Genomic DNA, 20,249 nt, shown 5'->3' on the forward strand with positions numbered 1-20,249 from the left:
ACTTCTCCCGCTCAATCACTCTTTTGTGAGCGGGTAAAAGTATATGTACAAATTCAGTTTCAAGGAACTACCAATGAAACCTACCTTCACCACTTTGCTGGCCTCAATATTAATACTTGCAGGCTGCGCAGGCACAGAAATTACACAAGCCCCTGTTCAATTTAGCGCAACCCAAGCATTGAACGAAAAGGGCATCACTGATTTCACAGCGCGCACTTATGTAAGAGAGGAAGGGCAGCGTCGGGAGGTTTCTGGAATTCCATGTCGTTTTTCTGCGCCGGGCTTTAGCGCATCTTTCACAACACCAGCTGTTGTTATGACCCCAGACATGGGCGGACGTACGCCATCAGGGTCAATCACTTGTACCTACCAAGGGCAAGAAAAACTCGTGGTAATGAGAGCCATCAACCAAACCACCGCAGAAATTCAAGCAAATGCAAATGCTGCAGGCGCAGGTGCTGGGCTGATCGGGGTGATCGTATCCGGTATTTCTGCCTCAACTCAAATGAGCCGCCGCGACGCCAATCTCGATATATATGGATATCAGAACGTCGCAGTTCAGTTTGAAATAGAATGAACACAACGACCTAAAATTTGTATGGGCGAGGAAACTAACAACTTTCCACTGCCCATACACAACCCTAATCAAGGAGATACCCATGGCAGACTATGACGTCATCATCATCGGCGGTGGACCAGGTGGCTATGTTTGCGCCATTCGCTGCGCGCAGCTTGGGCTTAAAACAGCATGTGTCGAAGGACGTGACGCGCTCGGTGGGACCTGCTTGAATGTTGGGTGTATTCCGTCGAAAGCCCTGCTTCATGCTTCACATTCGCTTCACGAAGCCGAACACAATTTTGCAAAAATGGGCCTAAAAGGTAAATCACCCTCCGTCGACTGGGATCAGATGAAGGCCTACAAAGAAGATGTGATTGGCCAAAACACCAAAGGCATTGAATTTCTGTTTAAGAAGAACAAAGTCGATTGGATCAAAGGCTGGGGCTCCATCCCTGCTGCTGGCCAAGTAAAGGTAGGCGATGAGGTTCACACTGCCAAAAACATCGTGATTGCCACCGGCTCTGAGGCTTCTTCTCTTCCGGGCATAGAGGTGGATGAGGAAATGATCATGACCTCGACCGGTGCACTTGATCTACCAAAAGTGCCACGCAAAATGGTGGTGATTGGCGCCGGTGTAATCGGCCTTGAAATGGGGTCAGTATACGCGCGTCTCGGATCAGAAGTGACAGTGGTTGAGTTCCTGGATCAGGTGACGCCCGGTATGGACGGTGAAATCGCCAAAACGTTCCAACGCACATTGAAAAAGCAGGGGCTAAAATTCGTGATGGGTGCCGCAGTGCAATCTGTTGAGAAATTGAAAACCAAAGCCAAGGTGCACTACAAGCTACGAAAAAACGACAAAGAGGACATGATCGAAGCCGATGTTGTTCTTGTCGCGACGGGCCGTCGTCCATTCACCGATGGGCTGGGTCTAGATGCATTGGGTGTCACACTCTCGCCGCGGGGTCAGGTGGCAACCAATGACCATTGGGCAACAAATATTGATGGTATCTACGCGATTGGCGACGCGATTGATGGCCCCATGCTCGCTCACAAAGCAGAAGACGAAGGCATGGCAGTTGCCGAAGTCATCGCAGGCAAAAAAGGCCATGTGAATTACAATGTTATTCCTGGTGTCGTTTACACAAACCCCGAAGTTGCTGCGGTAGGTCAAACCGAAGAGCAACTGAAAGATGCGGGTCACGCCTACAAGGTTGGCAAATTTTCCTTTATGGGTAATGGCCGTGCAAAAGCGATGTTCGCGGGCGAAGGCTTTGTGAAAATATTGGTTGATGCGGAAACGGATCGCATTCTTGGCGCGCATATCTTAGGCCCGCAAGCAGGTGAAATGATCCACGAAATCTGCGTCGCAATGGAGTTCGGCGCATCTGCACAGGATATCGCGCTCACGTGTCACGCTCACCCAACTTGTTCTGAGGCAGTCCGCGAAGCAGCCCTCGCTTGCGGCGACGGTGCTATCCACGCTTAACTGCGGAACATTCAAGAGAACCCAACACCGGGAGCCTTAGCTTGGCTCTCGGTGTTGAAAGTTGGAGGCTGCTTTGTGATAGGCGATTATCGACCAAATAATCGTCACAAGAACTGTTCTTCCTAATTTTGCGAAACTCCGACACAACGGAAGAAATTTCGCAAATTAGAATTACTCGGCAACTGCAGCTGTCACGATGATTTCGACCATCAGTTCTGCACGGGCGAGCTTTGCTTCGCCGCAAGCACGTGCCGGGGCAAAACCGGTTGGGACCCATGCATTCCAAACTTTGTTCATTTCGGAAAAGTAAGACATATCAGACAGCCAAATCACGGCTTGCAGCATATGTTCGCGAGAGGACCCAGCTTCGGTCAAAGCAGCATCTACGCGGCGCAAGACCTCTTCGGTTTGTACGGTGATATTTTCACCTTCACCCACTTGGCCGCTGAGATAAACAACGCCGTTGTGCTTTACGATTTTGCTAGAGCGTTCAGTGGTTGAAATACGTTCAATCATGTTTTTTTCCGATCCTTTTCACGTTGCATCACATGTCTCCTGCGAAGGCAAAAAAATCAATGCAATTAATAGTGCTGCGCGCTGAAACGTGCCGGGCTAATTCCGTATTTTGCACGGAACAGCCTTGCAAAATGCACCGCGTTTCCAAACCCGGCGGCCATACAAACCTGTGCCACGGTCATGTCCGTTTCCAACAATAATGCCCGCGCGCGCGCGAGACGAAGCCCGCTTAGAAACTGAGCTGGTGACGCCCCTGTATATTTTTTAAATAAACGTTCCATCTGACGCCGCGAAATTCCATGATCTTGGGCCAATATCCCCAGGTCGATGTCATCTTCTAGACTGTTTTCTATACTCTCAACGATGGCTAACAACTTTGGATGTCGCGTCCCTAATACATAAGAACTGCGCAGTTTCTGCAATTGATCTCCAGAGCGATGATAAGGGTGTATACACATGTCCATAACCGCATGAAAAAGGTCAAACCCATATTCATCCAGGATCAATTTCAACATTAAATCCGTTGCAGAGGCCCCTCCGCTACTGGTCATGATGCGTTTATCTATCGTGTAGAGCTTTTCCAGAGGTTTCAGAGTCGGAAAATTGGCCGAAAATGCAGGTTCATTTTCCCAATGCAACGTAAATTGATGCCCCTGTAAAATCCCAGCTTTGGCAAGCGTATATGCCCCTGTGCATAATCCACCTACAACGCCGCCGTGCCGCCATCCTTCGCGCACCCATGCGGCAACCCGATCTGAGCAAGAGCGTTCGGGTTCAACCCCTGAACAGACCAAAATCGTCGCCCCTTTTGGCACGGTGCCAAGCGGCGCATCCACCTGAATAGGGACGCCATTGGAGCAATCGACAGGCTTACCCTCCTCTGATCGGGTTTCCCATGTGTATAACGCCTGCCCTGTAAGTTGGTTGGCAATCCGCAGAGGTTCAATTGCAGAGCTGAATGCAAGCATCGACAGCTTAGGCAATAAGATAAACACAAAATGCTGCGTCTTCACATTTTCAGGCGGAGAAACCTGCGCCACCCCGCGCGGCACATAGGATCTGTCTTCTGGTGTATCAGTCTGGCCCATATTTATCATCCTAAAGCCAACCAAGGGTGACATCCATCTTTTGTACAGGTAGCCTGATTTTCGTAACAATGAAAAGTAGGGATCAACCGTGCGTGTCATAGCCATCACAACCATGCGCAATGAAGCGCCACATTGTTTGGAATGGTTTGCACATCACCAATCCATCGGGATTGAGCATTTCATCGTGTATTCGAATGATTGCGACGACGGAACCACCGAAATATTGGATCGTTTACAATCCATTGGCTTGGTAAGTCACATCCCGCAACCTGCCCCCAAGGGGCGGAAATCTATTCAATGGCAAGCGTTAAAGCACGCGCAATCTCACCCAAAACTCGCCTCTGCCGATTGGGCAACCGTCATTGATTGCGATGAATTCATAAATTTGCGGGCACCTTTTGAGACTATCCAAGACCTTATCTCAGCATTCCCTGAGGGGAGCGATGCAATCGCCATGCGCTGGAGGTTATTTGGGAACAATGGGCACATCTCAGCCCCAATGCTGACAACCACACAGGCCTACACAAGCGCCGCCCCAGAGCGGATCAACCTGCCACTTGCGCATTTTTTTAAAAGCCTCTTTCGCGTCAAAGCTTTTCGACAGTTGGGTATCCATCGCCCAAAACACCGAAAAAGCAAACCTGCACAATGGGTAGACGGTGATGGCAGCATTTTACCCAAAGAATTTGCAACCGATGACGACAGAATTAATCTCTTTGGATATCCGGGCGGTAGCGCATTGGTTCAACTCAATCATTACTCGATACGCTCCACTCAAAATTTCATAACCAAACGCGCAAGGGGCCTGCCCAATAAACGCAGCCGAGAAATTGGGCTCGAATATTGGGTTGAACGTAATTTCAATACGGAAGAAGAAAGCAGTATCTCCAGACTGAACAAAACATCGCAAAAGCACCTAACGACCCTTTTAGCAGACAATATGTTGAGCCAACTCCACTCCGACGCAATCAACTGGCACCAACGTAGTTTTGAACACGCAATGCAAAACGCCGATTTGGTTCAATTGTTCTGGCACCTTACCCTAGCGGATCAGAGCACTCCTCCCCAACCAAACCTCGCACGCGCCCATCTCAGCCGATTGAGGTCACTCAACTCTTCCGCCTAAATTTCGTCAGGCTCCCGCTTTGTTTTTGTCTTATGGTTCTGTTATCATTTTTAATGAAAAACAGGACAACCCGTGAACGTTATGCACCATCGGCCAACAATCGTTTATCATCTCGGCGCTCCGCAAACCGACAATGATCTACTTGTCAAATCATTGCGTTGGGATACCGATTTATTGGCTCAAAATGGTGTTGTCGCCCGAAAACCAAGCCAATACCGAAAGACAATTCAATCTTTTCTAGAACAGATGTCTGAAGGTTCCCTTTCGGAGGAACTTGAGATTGAATACCTGCAGAGCTTGACGAAGGTAGAACAGGTTGATCGCATATTGTTGTCCGACAGTAACTTTCTCGGGTTCCCCGCGTTCACATTCTCCGGAAATTCATTTTACGGCAGAGCGGACATAAAAACCCATAGGCTTCGTAATCTCACGCCAAACTGTCCTGTTGAGTTTTTTATTGCAATACGCGATCCAGCTACATTCGTCCCCGCCCTCGCAAACACCGGGGCACGTAAAGGTGACAAAAACTTTTTGGGCGGAATGAACCCGCTTGAGATTAAATGGTCGAATGTCATCAATCTAATCAAACAAGCCAATCCCGATTGCCATATCACCGTCTGGGCCGATGAAGACAGCCCCATCTTATGGCCGACCTTGCTGCAAGAGTTTTCCGGCTTGGATCCTGCTGTTACTCTGCAAGGCAGTTCCGACATGTTGAGTTCTATAATGACTGAGGAAGGCACAAACCGACTCTCGGCTTATCTTGAAGAACATCCAAACCTCTCAATTCTTCAACGCAGGCGCATTTTTGCAATTTTCTTAGATAAATTTGCGGATCTCGATCAAATCGAAGAAGAAATTGAGCTCGAAGGCTGGAACACCCCCCTCATGGAAGCCCTAAGCGAACACTATGACGACGATATGTATGAAATTGAGCGCATGCAAAATGTTACCTTCATTACTCCATAATAAAAAATTCGTTTGCAGGCCCTCGAAGTTGTAAAAAAGGACTTGTTCTTCCAATAGCTTCGCTGATAGACGGGTCAGCGGAGACGTGGCCGAGTGGTCGAAGGCGCTCCCCTGCTAAGGGAGTAGGCCCGGAAGGGTCTCGAGGGTTCGAATCCCTTCGTCTCCGCCACCCACCATTTTCATTCAATTCTGTTGGTACTCATTCAACCCCTTATGGGGCTGTTTTCGTTGATTTATCTGCATTCGTTGTTGCTTTTGGTTCCTCTTCGATTAGGCTCGTTTCAATTCATTGCGTGGTAGAAATCGTGGTATTTGAATGGCTGCACTAAGCGGAAAGCTAACGAAAAATCTGGTCCGGACCCTCGGTCCAGGTCGCCATGGCGACGGAAGCGGTCTGTACCTCGTGGTCGATCCATCCGGTGCAAGACGCTGGATTGTGCGTGTCACAGTTAAGGGCCAGCGCAACCGTGAAGGCAAGCCCTTGCGCACTGACTTTGGGCTCGGTGGCGCTGATGTTGTGACTTTGAACGAAGCGCGTGATCGTGCCTTGGAATATGCGTTTGTAGTTGGCTAATGGCAGCCGGGCCGCGTACAATCATTGGGTAGCTCGAAGCGACCATTGTATTGAGGTGTCATATCTAACGCGATTGAAGCCCATCACAGCCGAATTCCACTTCTTATAGATACCGCCAATAATCTCTTAAACAGCTGGCAGCCTAATGTGTTGATGTAGTGACTTTCAGCTCTGAAACGCCCCCTCCTAATGGAGAGGGAACATTCTGTGACGGTTCAAATTTAACATGGGAATTGAGTTAACACCTCAGGTGTTTTTTCTACTCAATTCAGCGTTCGCAAAGAGAACCTATTATGCGTAATTAAGACCTCGGTCGTGTCTTTTGCGGGTCGTAATGGGAAAGAGGGACCACTGTGGCTGGAAGGCGTTTTTGATGCCCATCGAGTTTGCCAATTTCAACCTGAGTGCCGACCGCATAATGCGTCACATCCACCCGAGCCAGCGCAATATTTTTACCCAATATCGGCGAACGCATGGACGACGTTACCTCACCGATCTGAGCGCGACCAATATGCACACAATCACCGTGCGCCACATCGACCGCACCATCAATATCCAGACCAACCAATTTACGCGCAGGCGTTTCCTTACGCCGAATCAAAGCTTCACGCCCGATGAAGTCATCTGTCTTAGACTTGAGCGGCACTGTAAAACCGATCCCAGCTTCAAAAGGGTCTGTTTGATCGCTAAAATCATACCCAGCGAAAATCAAACCAGCCTCAATCCTAACCATATCCAACGCCTCCAAACCCATCGGCCGAATGCCGTGGTCTTGACCTGCGTCCCACACAGCATCAAAAACTTCGCCCGCGTGCTTCGGATGGCAAAATATTTCATAACCTAATTCGCCAGTGTAACCAGTTCGGCTTACGACGATAGGAATACCATGGTCATTGCCAATCCGGGCCGGGGTAAAACGGAACCAATCGAGGTCTTCAAAATTTGGTTGATGCGGCGCTGTCCAGACGACTTTTTTCAGCAAGTCCCTGCTTTCTGGGCCCTGGATTGCAATGTTGTGCTGCATATCCGTAGAAGCACGCACAAGAACTTTAAGGCCCAATTCTTCTGCTTTTTCGCGGATCCACTCTCCGCCGTAGTCAGAACCACCAATCCAGCGAAAGTTATCTTTGCCCAATCGGAATACGGTGCCGTCATCGATCATGCCGCCATGCGGGTAACACATCGCCGAATACACAACGCCCCCGACCGGAAGAGTTTTCATGTTGCGCGTAAAGACATATTGGCAAAGGGCCTCGCTATCGGGTCCAGTGATTTCGAATTTACGCAGTGGGCTAAGGTCCAACACAACACACTTCTGACGGCATGCGTGGTATTCTTCGATCGGACCTGCGGTGGATGTGCAATTGGCCAACCAGAACCCATTATACTCGATGAAATTCTCGGTGAACCGGGCGAACCGGTCATGAAATCCTGTTTCTTTTGTCATTTGGGGTTCCGCATCTGGGGTGGGACGAAAAGCGATAGAACGCTGAAAGGACTCATTGCCACTATATACGCGCACGTGAATATCTGTGGGGTTCCAACCATTGGCTGCTGAAGTGTCATCAGGACACGCAGAACTGACGCAAACAACATCAGTCAACGCACGAAGAAGAACGTAATCGCCAGGGCGAGACCATGGCTCATCCGAAGTTAATACCCCATGTTCATCCAGCGCGGTATTAAAGAAGAAGTTTGCAGCCATCCAACCGGCACGTGGAGTGACGCCATGATTAGCCAAAGCAGCATTGAAATTATCTGAACAATTGATGTGCCCCGGATAACCGATATCGTCATAATACTTTGCAGTACATGCCAACGCAAAGGAGTCATGCCGCCCACACGTGTCTTGAATTACTTCGACCAGTGGTATCATTTCCTGGTCATAGTATTTTGCATGCAGACCCGGCATTGCATAATTATGGTGTAAAACAGTACGCGTCGTGGTGACATCCAGCGGATGCTCAATCCCTTTATCCAGCTTACGTGCAGAAAAGCACTGAAAATCCGTACATTGGCGGCCATCCACATCTTGAACCTGAATATAGTCCCCTGCTTTGACAAAAAACGTTTCCGCCGTTGCTGAGTGTACCCGGATACTTTGCAAAGGTTCAGCGAGAGGATCGGGCAACTCGAACTTGGGCCGCCCCGTCAGAACAGCGCGGCGTACATAAATGGTTAGAGGTGTTGCCGTATTTTGCCGCTCAAAATCCATCACATCACCGGGGGCCGTAATGATCGCATGGCATTCTTCATGAACGGTGAATGTTTCAGTCGTCTTGGCCGCCGTGTTTTCGTCGAAAAAGGATACTGCAGTTGCGCTTGCAACATCTAAGCCCCGGGCTTCTATACCCAACCTCAGACTGCGCATGGACTTATTACTTGTGGCCAGCAAAGACTGTAGTCCGACTGCCGCACCGGTATCAGTTGCACCTATGTATCCAGCGTCGAACCGACCGCTAGGATCGGCGCAAGCAATTTCGCACGTCTGGCCGCCTTCAGAATTTTCGCACTCTAAACGATCCCCCGGCTCTAACCGTATTAAAATTGCGCTTGCGCCATCTACGACATAGCGCTCTGTCCCCGGGGGCATGGAGAACACTGTTGGTTCTATAACAACACTCGGCTTTGGCGGGCCACCAATCACATTGGGATATTCAGAATCCAACATATTTTACACCTCTTGAGCGAAACCGATATGGCTCTTTTGTTGCCACCAATTCTATCTTCATGGGCCCCCACGCCCTCGAACGACAAAGCCGCACCTGGGACATATAGGGATTTCGTGTAGTTGCGGGTGGCGCTCTAATTTAGCAGCCCAATCATGACCTGCTATCTACAAAAAAGAACGCCACTTCGCATAAAGAAGCAAACGGCCCAAAGATGCCCCTTGCTTCCCTAAATTTTATTACCTTAGTTCTGAAGGTAGGCTTCCATGCTGTCATCGAGCGCCTCTTTCCAAGGCGTATGATGAACAGGGGCCGTGGTACCGGTAATGACTGACTTGTAGCGATTGTTCCGGAAGCCCATGATGTCTTCGGCTTTATGCTTTTTCCATTCAAAGAATGCAGCACAAGCTCCATCGATGTCAAAGCTTGGATAATCTGTTTCAGCGACCAGCTCTTTGACATAATCCGCCTGATATTGAATGGCATATTTTATATCGTCATCTGCCTCTTCACGCTCTTCCCGCTCTTTCACGTCTGCCATCATGGCATCTTTAGAGACCGTTGAAATGTCGATTTTACCCATGATTGCATCACGTACCCACCAAGCTTGGGCATCAAACATGTTAAAGGTGAACCATTGGTCCTGCATGCCAAGATAGAACATCTTGGGATTATGTGCATAGACGACACCTTTATAAAGCTCCGCTGCAGCGAGGCGATTAGCCGTTTTCAAGCGCAGATTATCGGGAAGGAAGCTAAAGTAATGTTTGTACCCTGTGCACAAGATAATTGCATCTACGTCTTTAGTGGTCCCGTCTGAGAAGAAAACTGTATTCCCCTCGACCTTCTGCATGGCAGGTTTTTCTTCCCAGTTGTCAGGCCAGTTAAATCCCATCGGCGCTGAGCGGTAGCAGCTGGTAACAGTCTTAGCACCATATTTCCAACACTGAGAACCAATATCCTCCGCAGAATAGGAAGAGCCCACAACCAAAATATCTTTACCCGAGAATTCACGTGCGTCGCGGAAATCATGCGCATGCACAAGGCGGCCGTTGAATGCCTCAAAGCCCTCGTAATAGGGAACATTCGGCGTTGAGAAATGACCCGAAGCGCAAATCACGTGATCGAATTCTTCCGAAGTTGTACTGTCAATGTTGTGATCATGCACAGTAACGGTGAACTTAGCGGTCTTTTCATCATAGTTAACCCAGCGCACCGCATGATTGAAACGAATCCAATCCCGAACATTCGCCTTCAAAACGCGGCCTTCAATGTAATCAAACAAAACTGCGCGTGGTGGGTAAGATGCAATCTGTTTGCCGAAATGCTCTTCAAATGAATAATCGGCGAACTCAAGCCCCTCTTTTGGACCATTGGACCAAAGGTAGCGATACATTGAACAATGCACTGGCTCACCATTTTCATCCAAACCTGTGCGCCAAGTATAATTCCAAAGGCCACCCCAGTTGTCCTGCTTTTCATAACAGACAACTTCCGGGATCTCCTCGCCCTTTTCTGCAGCGGATTGAAAGGCGCGCAGCTGTGCCAGACCAGAGGGTCCTGCTCCGATAATCGCGATACGCTTATTGGTCATCGTTGTCTCCGTGTTGGTTCTATATTGGCTCTATTGGCTTAAACCACTTGATTATATTTGGTACCACAGAGTCAAGTTACTTTCTTAATAGGAAAAAAATATACGTAAGGAGCAAAGGTTGATCAGACACAGCTTTTATTTTTGACTTGATTGGTTTGAGTGGTAAACAGAGACATGCTAACGTCCAGTTTCGCGTACCGTATTGCCATGTCATCTCTGCTCCCGAATGATCAAGTCGGGACCGATGAAGCCATAAAAATAGGCTTTTTAGCCCCTCTTTCGGGGGACGTAAGCTCTTGGGGGTTGCCTGGTTTAAATGGATGCAGGTTGTGGCAAGATTGGCTGAACCAAGCAGGCGGCTTACTCATTGGAGCACGCCGATATCCTGTAGAGATTGTCCCTTTTGATTGTGGATACGACGCTGACCGCGCCATGGCAGGTGCCCGGCATTTGGTCCAGTCAGAAAACGTCAAGCTCCTGATGATGCTCGGCGGCGACACACTAACCAAAGCGCGAAGGTTTCTCACTGAGAACAAAGTGCTCACCTCGACATTGCTGCCGAGCGACCTATCACCTGACACGAGATACCTGATTTCGCCCTCTGAAGTGCATCCCTTGTACAATGTTACTGGGGTTGATTGGCTCGCGCGCAACCACCAATCTGTCCGCCGCGTTGCTCTGTGCAGCCAGAAAGATGCACTTGGTCTACCTTCAATTGCAACCTATCGCGCAGCTTTTGAGGCCGCCGGCATTAACGTGGTTAAAGATGTGCTATACGACCCTGACAACATCAGCGTTGCAGATATCGTTCAACCAATGCTGGATACGAAACCAGATCTAATCTGTTGGTGCACAAGCTACACGCCAATGGTCAACGAGATGACGGAATACGCGCATGCGCAAGGCTATGATGGTAAAATCATGTCCTGCACCCTAGACGATTATCAACGTCTCGTCGCACGCACCTCAATGGAATTCATGGAAGGAACCATTTTCCAATTCCCCGATTTCGACGATCCCAAACTTGCGCGCAATTCCACATTTGTGAACAAGCCCAGCACGTTTTTCAAAGAATACAACACCCGCTATCCAGGCACCTGGAGCGCGGTAAGCTGGGAATACGTCGCGATTTTGGACATATGGCAAGCAGCCGTCGAAAAGGTCGCGTCAGTTCATCCGGTTTCGGTCATGGCCACAATGAAACAAATGGACCCAGTTACCCATGCATTCGGCCCAGCGCGCTGGTGGGGCGAAAGCGTTTTTGGTATTGATAACGCATTAATCGGTGATTGGCCCGTAGTGACAATTCAGTCAGGAAAAGCGCGCATTACTGAGTTTGTTTCTATTTCCGACTGGCTTGACAAGCACGAAAAACTGTTCCGGCATCATATGAAGCAAATGGGGCAACTATGGCAACAACGCATTGAAAACCCAGAGCAAATGGCAACTGCAATTTTTGGCTAGGCGCCAGAGTGTGTTTAACTTTCGTGCATAAAGAGCTTTTGCTCCTCCACAAGGTGCAACTTGGTAATTTCAACAGCAGCCTCTAAATCACGCGCTGCGATCGCATTAAACAACGAGTTAAACCGCGTTTGAAAATCTTGGATGCGATCCGGTGTTAGATGCTTTCGCATCAAAGCCGTACGGAAGCTTTGGCGACACGCTTCAATTATCATTTCATAGCACGATTCCAACAAAGGATTACGCGTTGCTTGTGCAATCTGCCGATAGAATTCCTCTTCGAGCCGAATAAATTCGTTCAAATCTGTTCGGACGGCTTCAATCTGTACAATAGTCTTCGATAATCGATCAAGTTGCTTTGGCGTCATATTCATCACAGCCAACCGTGTCATTTCTGGCTCAATGATTGAACGAACAATCAAATGGTCCAAGGGGCTGGATCGCTCCCCGACAGACCCAGGGATTGGGGCCTCGATCTGCTCTGTTTGAAATATAACAAAACTTCCGCTGCCCTGTCGGCGACGTATCATCTTGCGCATTTCCAAAACATCCAACGCTTCGCGGACGGTATTGCGCGAAACACCAAGTTCGGCCGCGAGCGCGCGTTCACTCGGTAACCTTGACGCTGTCGGATATTCGCCTGACTGTATTCGGCCAAAAAGCGTACCCATAACGATACGAACCGTTTCACCGATAGCCTGACCTTCTGAGAGATCAACATTTATTGTCTGGCTCATTTAATGCTCCGCCGCCATTTGGCGCATCTTTAAATTATATACTATCGCAATTTGTGTTGGAAGTTCAAGCTACCGACACGACAGAAGGCCCCAGCATGAGCTAACTGGGGCCTCCTATTCAATTCATATACGACACAGATCAGTTATTGTCGGCGTGGGTAACAACGTCAGGCTCTAGGCCCCAGATTTTTGCATCTAGACCATTGATTTGGTCCTCTTCGCTCACGCGCAACCCAACGGTTTTTTCAAGGATAACGGACAGGATGAACGCCGTTACGACACCCGTACCGATACAAGTTACAATACCCGCAACCTGCATCATCAAGGAAATCTCACCATGCTGGAATGCATAGGCCCCCTCTTCGATGCCAAAGTATCCACCGCGCGGTGTGCCTGCCTTGAATATCCCCAAGACCAACATACCAAAAGTACCACATCCTAGAAACAATGGGAAAAGCTTGTGTTCATCAATGCCGCGTTTCAGCGTAAATTCATAAACCGCATACGCAACCAGTGGCGCAATTAGACCAACAATGAAGGCTTCCCATGGCAAATATACGTCAAACCCAGATGCCCCGGCAGCATAACCAGCAAGCGGACCAAGTAAAGTATATGCATAGTTTCCAGACTTATAAGCGATAATCAAACCAGTGATCGCACCACCAGCCCAAACCAGAGCATAGTTATTAATTGCAATGCCAACACTTGTGTTCGCCATTGTTACGCTGACAGCCAACGCTTCGGGATCGAAGAAGAACAAGCAAGACAAGATAACCATTGGCAAGCCCGCAAATATCAACAGCAACCCTGGTGCACACAAACCGATACTCGGCGCAAGATAAGCCCTAACACGTGGGTGTGGCGCCATCATACCTGGGCGCGCGCCAAGCTTTAGTGTAAACACCAACGCCATGCCTGCAGGGAACAGGTATACAAAACCAACGCCAAAGAAATCGTGAAAACCGGCATTGGTCAAAGGCCCAACAGAGCCCCAAGTCGCATAGCTTAGTGCGGATGAAACGACAGCAGCTACGATACATGTGATGAAATAAGCCGAGGCTTTCATTCTCTCTGAAACCGAGAAATGCAGTAGAATATTTATGATCCCTGCAAATGTAGCGAGGAAGAAGATAAAGATCTGGAAGGTATTCAAGCCTGGGAACGTACCCGGATCGGTTTGATGGGCAAGCGCGTTTGTCAGACCTCCCCCTAGCCACCAATCATTGATTGAATCCATCATGGTAGCGCCTTCCATGATGTAATATTGTCCAGCCCAAAGGCCAAAGCCCACCATGTAATATGTAGCGAAACCGAGGAAGAACCCCAGAGTCTTTTCGATCGTTGAATTAAACAGGTTCTTGCGCCTAGCGGTTCCGGCATCAATCAGTAGCAGACCAACCACTACCAGTATCGCACCAACAGTTCCTGAGGCGTATAGGACGTTTTGCACTAACGAATTTAGTGTGACTTGTCCTGCGTGTATCGCGCTCACGTCGAGAGTCATAGTCGTTTCCCTTTTGGTTTCTATTTTTCCATCGCTCTTTTGGCGATCATTTTTGCGAAACTGGAAGCATCTTAAATACAACCAATATTTCTGCCTTGGCACCAATTAAGACCAAAAACTGAACCAAACAGACGCACACAGATCATGAGCCAATATTGGACCAAATCAATCATTTTTTTAATTTTCAGGAAAATTTATTTATTAACAAGGCGATGAAGTGAAAAATACACCCAAAATCATGTACTGTATCAGAACCAATTCAGGGATATCTTCCAAATATTATGAGTATTGGTTAACCATTCCAAGATTCGTTGTTCTAGTGGTCGAAGCTCCAAGTACGTATACAACCCGCCCCGTATCTCGCTTGAAACGACCTATTGAAACCCATCCTCCTCGAATTACGGATCGACTTAAGTGTCACATAACTTTTGAGTTCCCGTCACAAATCCGCAATCGAAAATGATCATCGTCCGCCCCAGAAACTTGGGGATTAACATGTTTGTTGTTGAAAATTTGACTAAACACTTCGGCAAAAACATCGCCGTTGATAATGCTAACTTCTCTGTTGAGAAACCCGCAATGATTGGCGTGATTGGTAGATCCGGCGCGGGTAAATCTACGCTCTTGCGCATGATCAATCGGTTGAACGATGCCTCCGAAGGTAAAATCCTATTTGAAGGCCGTGATGTTCTAACGCTCAGAGGCCATGACCGCCGCGATTGGCAATCAGCCTGCGCAATGATTTTCCAACAGTTCAATCTGGTACCGCGCATGGATGTAGTTTCCAATGTATTGCACGGCACATTGGGCAAGCGATCTACGCTAGCCACCATGTTCAATCTGTTCCCAACCGAAGACATCCACAAAGCCATAGACATTTTAGACCGCCTCGGCATTGCCGACCATATGTCAAAACGAGCCCAAGCACTTTCGGGGGGGCAACAGCAACGTGTCGCGATTGCACGCGCCTTGATGCAAGATCCCAAAATTATTCTGGCTGATGAACCTATTGCCTCTCTTGACCCCATGAATGCCCAAACCGTCATGGAGGCCCTTCGCCGCATTCACGAAGAAGACGGCCGGATGGTGTTGGCCAACTTACACACCCTAGATACCGCGCGTCGCTATTGTGATCGCATCATCGGGATGCGGGATGGCCGGATTGTTTTTGACGGTACTCCAGATCAACTGACCACAGGTGCTGCCCGCGACATTTACGGTGCCGGCCAAGATTTTTCTGAGGCTGCAACCTCAACCGAAATTCGCGATTTCGAAAGTACTGCGCCAGCTCTTGCACAAACTGAAATCGCTTAACTCAATCTTCTACCCTGGCATGTCGCCGAATAAACCTCACGGAGAGACGAAGATGAAACAACTAATTGCTGCTGTACTTGCAACAACTGCTTTAACAACGCCAACATTTGCACAAGACATTACACAGTTTAACATCGGCATCTTGGGCGGCGAAAACGCGCAAGACCGCCTAACAAAGCAAGAATGCTTGCGTGCTTACACCGAAGAAGCACTTGGCGTCGAAGTCAATTTGTTTGCGCCGGCTGATTATAACGGCGTTATCCAAGGTTTGCTTGGTGGTACAATCGATATGGCGTGGCTGGGTGCATCTTCATATGCAGCGACATACATTGCTGACGCAAACGCTGTTGAACCAGTATTGGTTAAAATCAACCTGGATGGGTCTTATGGATATCACTCCATCGGCTTTGCCCGCGCTGACAGCGGTGTTGCCTCGCTTGACGATATGCAAGGGCGCATTTTTGGATTTGGCGATCCCAACTCCACCTCAGGCTATTTGATCCCATCCATCGAAATTCCGCAGGCCACAGGTTCCACGATGGAGCCAGGCGACTACTTTGGCGATGTGCGTTTTACCGGTGGTCACGAACAAACCATCGTTGCTGTAAACAATGGCGACGTTGATGGTGGCGTTACATGGGCTGATGCGCAGGGCGAATGGGAAGATGGCTATAACTCGGGCGCTTTGCGTCGCGCGGTTGATGCTGGTTTGGTCGACATGAACGACCTTGTTGAAATCTGGCGTTCTGCTCCGATTCCGGAGGGTCCGATTGTGCTGCGCACCGCCTTGCCGCAGGATGTCAAAGATACCATGACTGAACTGATGGACCAGCTGAACGAAACCGATCCAGATTGCACATATAATGTGGCTGGGGGTGACTCTCTTGGTTTTGACCCAATTGGCCACGACGCATATCTCTCAATCATCGAAGCACGCCGTTCGAAAAACCAATAATCGACTCAAAACAAAATGGGCCCCGGACATAACGACCGGGGTCTTTGCTTTTGCCGAGGATAACATGGCCTATACCGGATTATCACCCAAAGAGAGCTACACCGCTCTGATACAACGCAAGCGCCTCTATAGCGGCGTGATGTTGGCAATTTTCATTTTGTTGTTGGTGTCCGGCTTTATGCTGGCAAACGACCGCAATGCAGGTGGTTTTTGGTCTGGGTTGCCTCAGATTTTCGATTTTCCTGCTGGTGTCATTGGTGACGCGGTTCCTAAATTGGATCAACTACCGGGTCATTTACTCACCTTTCTGCCCGCGTTGGTCGAAACAATAAACATCGCAGCTGTTTCGACTTTGGTAGGCGGGCTTCTCGCGGTTGTATTATCCTTACTATCAACCCGTGGCCTTGCGCGTTGGCCGCGCTTAATCCCAGTATTTCGCCGTGTCATGGACATTATGCGTGCCATTCCTGAAATCGTTATCGCACTGGTTCTGATCTTTGTCCTGAGCGGAGGTCCAGTCCCCGCCATGCTGGCCATCACGTTTCATACCGCTGGTGCCCTCGGAAAACTGTTTTCCGAAGTGAATGAAAACGCCGACTTAAAGCCGGTCGAAGGCCTATCATCCGTTGGCGCAACGTGGTCTCAGCGTATGTGGTTGGGGGTCATTCCCCAAGTCGTTCCGAATTATTTTAGCTACGCCTTGCTGCGTTTTGAAATCAATATCAGAGCCTCCGCTATCCTTGGTTTTGTAGGCGCTGGCGGCATTGGTTATGAGCTCAAAAATGCCATGTCATGGGGCCTTGGTAAATACGACGAAGCTGCTGCGATCTTCATTCTTTTATTTGGAACGATCGTCTTTTTTGATCAGCTTTCTGGTTACGTCCGCAATGCACTTACACACAAAGGGGGCCACTGATATGGCTACCGCTGAACTTTATATGTCCGCTGATCGGCTATTCACCCGTAAAAAACTGTTTGGGTTTGCGTTTCCTGCAGTCATTGCGGCCTATCTGATCTATGTTTTTTTGGCGTTTGACTTTGTTGGCCTGGTTGAACGTGCGCGTTGGGACAACGCGCAAACACTCACCCGCGACACTTGGAGCTATAAAACCCACATTACCCGCGACAATCGCACAGGCGATGTAACTGCGGCCATCGAAGGGGAACGCAAAGGCAGCTACCCAGAGGGAACACTACCCGATTGGGCGTCTCAGAATGACGCCACAACTGTAATATCGCTGGGGTCAGGGCACGAAGTTACCTTCTTACCTGATAACAGATTGCGCTATGTCGTTCCTGAATTCGGTACAATCGAAGCTGGCATCGAGGGTCGCCAAGTTGTTACGAATTTGACCGATGACATCCCTGATTGGATTTCTCTTTCAAATACGCGTCTGGCAATCACCACTGACGAAGGTCGCGTATCTCTGACGCGGAGTCGCACCGAGGTTTTCAACTACTTCCCTGGTTGGGAGCTCTTTTTCTTCACACTCGATAGCCCCTATCATGGGCATAGCTTCGGTGAAATCTTGTTCGGAGAGCAGCTTACTCCAGAGCACTCTAATATTTCTGGTGCGGTACACGACTTTTGGAATAACACGATGTGGCGTCACGGCGACGTTGTTTGGGCCCTGTTTGAAACGATTTTGATGGCGTTTCTAGGAACATTTGGCGCTGCTATTATCTCTCTCCCGCTTGGATTTTTAGCCGCGCGCAATTTCACCCCATTTCGCACAGTCCGATTTGGCATCAGACGCGTGTTTGACTTCCTCCGGGGTGTGGACGCGTTAATCTGGACGATTTTGCTATCACGCGCCTTCGGCCCAGGACCGATGACAGGCGCATTGGCAATATTGCTGACCGATACGGGCAGTTTTGGGAAAATGTTCTCTGAAGCATTAGAAAATGTGGATGAAAAACAAATCGAAGGTATTGCCTCCACCGGCGCTAAACCTATCCAGCATTACCGCTTTGGCGTTATTCCTCAGATCACGCCCGTTTTGCTAAGCCAAGTGTTTTACTACCTAGAGGCCAACACACGCAGCGCTACGATCATCGGTGCAATTACCGGGGGCGGTATTGGGCTTTTGCTAACACAAGCCATGATCACCCAAAAAGATTGGGAAGAGGTAACCTACTACATTACTTTGATCATTCTCATGGTGATGATGATGGACAGCCTTTCGGGATGGCTGCGCCGTAAATTGATCACTGGCTCAGATGCGGAAAAACCTCGCCGCCCGAAATCTCAATCCGCTGATAGCGAAGAAAAGGGCAAACTTGAGCCTCTTTTTCTTCCATAAAGAAAGCGTAAGAAATGACTAAGCTACGAGCTAATGCGCCATATTTACACGCCGATTGTGCGATAACCGAAAGCCACCTTGGCCGCTACGTTGAAATTGGCCAAGGCAGCAGAATTACCCATTCAACATTGGATGATTATTCGTATTGCGACCGCTACAGCGACATCGCCAATACCAGCGTAGGTAAGTTTTCCAATATCGCCAGCTTTACCCGAATTGGCCCAACCGATCATCCGATGGATAAGGCATCCCTTCATCACTTTCTCTATCGCTCTGAGGACTATTTTGAAAACGTAGAAAATGACCAAGCGTTCTTTGAACATCGCAAGTCGCGACGGGCCACGATCGGTCATGACACCTGGATAGGACATGCTGCTATTGTCCGACCCGAAGTCACCATTGGTCATGGCGCGATTGTTGCCTCAAATGCAGTCGTAACCAAAGATGTCGCCCCCTACACTATCGTTGCAGGCATACCAGCCAAACCGATCCGCGCGCGTTTTTCTCATACAATAACCGAGCGCCTCATTTCCTTTGCTTGGTGGGACTGGCCACACGATGTGTTGCGTATCCGCTTAGGTGATTTTCGCACCCTATCTATTGATGCATTTTTGGAAAAATACGAAAGCCCTTAATCGCGTGCGACAGTTAATGCCACGCGTTCCGCTGCGAACCAGGTTTGCCCCTGTTCAATTGGGGTACCATCCAATGTCGTATTCACGCCCACCGATTTCAATAACGGATCTCCTGCCCTAATCCGTAGATGCAATGCCTGCACTGGGGTGGCTAACTCCGCTGTGATACGAGTATCCCGGCGAACATAATCGTCAATTCCCTGATGCTTCAGAGTCTCTGTCACCGAACTCACAGTCTTAAGAATTTCACTCATGTGTGGGAAACGCTCAGACGGGAAAATACTCACAAAATGCGCGATGGGCGTATCACCAGAAAGCGAGAGTCCTTCATACACCAAAACTGGCGCGCCAATCGGAATATCCAAAACCTTAGCCTCACTACTATCGCAAGAACGTTCCTCTAAGCGCAGAAGCTGTTTATTCGGCAAACGACCCGTTGCCTGAATATTTTGGGTAAAACTGACCCTTTTCCCAATCGGATAATCCGTCGGGGCGGACTCTACAAACACCCCTGCCCCACGCCGCGAACGTAGGATGTTTCGTTCAGCCATATCGCCCAAAGCTCGACGTACAGTGTGCCGATTGACACCAAAGCGTGACGCAAGCTCCGCTTCGGTCGGTAGCTTGTCGCCGGCACGATAGTGACCGTGTTCAATTTCGTTTTCCAACGTCTCTGCAATAGATTTCCAGACGGGGGTACGCGCGCTTTGTGTCATTAAAAATTCACATCATTGTTCTTGCTGAGTGGATGATCTC

Annotated in this window: 18 protein-coding genes and 1 tRNA gene; 12 read left to right on the plus strand and 7 right to left on the minus strand. The window is 49.0% G+C overall.

From position 1 onward, the window contains the following. The first annotated feature begins 73 nt into the window (after window positions 1-73). Both G9C99_RS08650 and lpdA read left to right on the plus strand, forming a co-directional pair. Entirely contained in the window at window positions 74-577 is a 504-nt protein-coding gene (locus G9C99_RS08650) for a hypothetical protein (RefSeq protein ID WP_166417052.1), read from the plus strand. Window positions 578-659: 82 nt separating this feature from the next. Then, complete coding sequence (gene lpdA, locus G9C99_RS08655; RefSeq protein WP_166417053.1) at window positions 660-2,048, plus strand: dihydrolipoyl dehydrogenase; 1,389 nt, start codon at window positions 660-662, stop codon at window positions 2,046-2,048. A gap of 171 nt (window positions 2,049-2,219) precedes the next feature. Here the strand turns inward: lpdA and G9C99_RS08660 are convergent, their stop codons facing one another. Next, window positions 2,220-2,564: a RidA family protein gene (locus tag G9C99_RS08660; protein WP_166417055.1), complete on the minus strand. Its 345-nt coding sequence runs from the start codon at window positions 2,562-2,564 to the stop codon at window positions 2,220-2,222. A gap of 65 nt (window positions 2,565-2,629) precedes the next feature. Then, complete coding sequence (locus tag G9C99_RS08665) at window positions 2,630-3,652, minus strand: GlxA family transcriptional regulator (RefSeq protein WP_166417056.1); 1,023 nt, start codon at window positions 3,650-3,652, stop codon at window positions 2,630-2,632. Window positions 3,653-3,740: 88 nt separating this feature from the next. Between G9C99_RS08665 and G9C99_RS08670 the strand changes: the two genes are divergently transcribed. The 4 genes from G9C99_RS08670 (at window position 3,741) to G9C99_RS08685 (ending at window position 6,321) form a co-directional block, all read left to right on the plus strand. Further along, window positions 3,741-4,778, plus strand: coding sequence for a glycosyltransferase family 2 protein (locus tag G9C99_RS08670; RefSeq protein WP_166417057.1), 1,038 nt, complete (start codon window positions 3,741-3,743; stop codon window positions 4,776-4,778). A 72-nt stretch (window positions 4,779-4,850) separates the two neighbouring features. Then, window positions 4,851-5,747, plus strand: a complete 897-nt coding sequence (locus G9C99_RS08675; RefSeq protein WP_166417058.1) for a hypothetical protein — start codon at window positions 4,851-4,853, stop codon at window positions 5,745-5,747. Between the two features lie 79 nt (window positions 5,748-5,826). After that, window positions 5,827-5,916 (plus strand) — tRNA-Ser (locus tag G9C99_RS08680). A 147-nt stretch (window positions 5,917-6,063) separates the two neighbouring features. Continuing rightward, window positions 6,064-6,321, plus strand: coding sequence for an Arm DNA-binding domain-containing protein (locus tag G9C99_RS08685; RefSeq protein ID WP_231704010.1), 258 nt, complete (start codon window positions 6,064-6,066; stop codon window positions 6,319-6,321). A gap of 301 nt (window positions 6,322-6,622) precedes the next feature. Here G9C99_RS08685 and tdm read toward each other — a convergent pair whose 3' ends face one another. Together tdm and G9C99_RS08695 are read right to left on the minus strand one after the other, a co-directional pair. After that, on the minus strand, window positions 6,623-8,992 hold the full coding sequence (gene tdm / locus G9C99_RS08690) for a trimethylamine-oxide aldolase Tdm (protein ID WP_166417059.1): 2,370 nt from the start codon (window positions 8,990-8,992) through the stop codon (window positions 6,623-6,625). A gap of 242 nt (window positions 8,993-9,234) precedes the next feature. Continuing rightward, window positions 9,235-10,584, minus strand: a complete 1,350-nt coding sequence (locus G9C99_RS08695) for an NAD(P)-binding domain-containing protein (protein ID WP_166417061.1) — start codon at window positions 10,582-10,584, stop codon at window positions 9,235-9,237. Between the two features lie 174 nt (window positions 10,585-10,758). On the opposite strand from G9C99_RS08695, the gene G9C99_RS08700 reads away from it, so the two are divergent. Next, window positions 10,759-12,048, plus strand: coding sequence for an ABC transporter substrate-binding protein (locus G9C99_RS08700; protein WP_166417062.1), 1,290 nt, complete (start codon window positions 10,759-10,761; stop codon window positions 12,046-12,048). Window positions 12,049-12,062: 14 nt separating this feature from the next. Here G9C99_RS08700 and G9C99_RS08705 read toward each other — a convergent pair whose 3' ends face one another. Further along, window positions 12,063-12,782 carry a FadR/GntR family transcriptional regulator gene (locus G9C99_RS08705; RefSeq protein WP_166417063.1) on the minus strand — a complete coding sequence of 240 codons (720 nt, stop codon included), beginning with the start codon at window positions 12,780-12,782 and terminating at the stop codon, window positions 12,063-12,065. A 139-nt stretch (window positions 12,783-12,921) separates the two neighbouring features. Continuing rightward, the gene (locus G9C99_RS08710; RefSeq protein ID WP_166417064.1) at window positions 12,922-14,286 is read right to left on the minus strand and encodes an ammonium transporter; all 1,365 of its coding nucleotides are present in this window, start codon (window positions 14,284-14,286) and stop codon (window positions 12,922-12,924) included. A gap of 495 nt (window positions 14,287-14,781) precedes the next feature. Between G9C99_RS08710 and phnC the strand changes: the two genes are divergently transcribed. The 5 genes from phnC (at window position 14,782) to G9C99_RS08735 (ending at window position 19,493) form a co-directional block, all read left to right on the plus strand. After that, a complete protein-coding gene (gene phnC, locus G9C99_RS08715) occupies window positions 14,782-15,600 on the plus strand; it encodes a phosphonate ABC transporter ATP-binding protein (protein ID WP_166417065.1) in 819 nt (272 codons plus the stop codon). A 52-nt stretch (window positions 15,601-15,652) separates the two neighbouring features. Next, complete coding sequence (phnD, locus tag G9C99_RS08720) at window positions 15,653-16,555, plus strand: phosphonate ABC transporter substrate-binding protein (RefSeq protein ID WP_166417066.1); 903 nt, start codon at window positions 15,653-15,655, stop codon at window positions 16,553-16,555. Between the two features lie 64 nt (window positions 16,556-16,619). Further along, window positions 16,620-17,471, plus strand: a complete 852-nt coding sequence (phnE, locus tag G9C99_RS08725; RefSeq protein ID WP_166417067.1) for a phosphonate ABC transporter, permease protein PhnE — start codon at window positions 16,620-16,622, stop codon at window positions 17,469-17,471. Between the two features lies 1 nt (window position 17,472). Further along, window positions 17,473-18,858 (plus strand): phosphonate ABC transporter, permease protein PhnE, encoded by a 1,386-nt coding sequence (phnE, locus tag G9C99_RS08730; protein WP_166417068.1) that lies wholly within the window; start codon window positions 17,473-17,475, stop codon window positions 18,856-18,858. 14 nt (window positions 18,859-18,872) lie between these two features. Continuing rightward, a complete protein-coding gene (locus G9C99_RS08735; RefSeq protein ID WP_166417069.1) occupies window positions 18,873-19,493 on the plus strand; it encodes an LbetaH domain-containing protein in 621 nt (206 codons plus the stop codon). On the opposite strand, the gene phnF is transcribed toward G9C99_RS08735, so the two are convergent. Then, window positions 19,490-20,209 carry a phosphonate metabolism transcriptional regulator PhnF gene (phnF, locus tag G9C99_RS08740; RefSeq protein ID WP_166417070.1) on the minus strand — a complete coding sequence of 240 codons (720 nt, stop codon included), beginning with the start codon at window positions 20,207-20,209 and terminating at the stop codon, window positions 19,490-19,492. The genes G9C99_RS08735 and phnF overlap by 4 nt on opposite strands. Window positions 20,210-20,249: the final 40 nt, after the last annotated feature.

This window comes from Cochlodiniinecator piscidefendens, assembly GCF_011326755.1.
Taxonomy (GTDB): Bacteria; Pseudomonadota; Alphaproteobacteria; order Rhodobacterales; family Rhodobacteraceae; genus Cochlodiniinecator; species Cochlodiniinecator piscidefendens.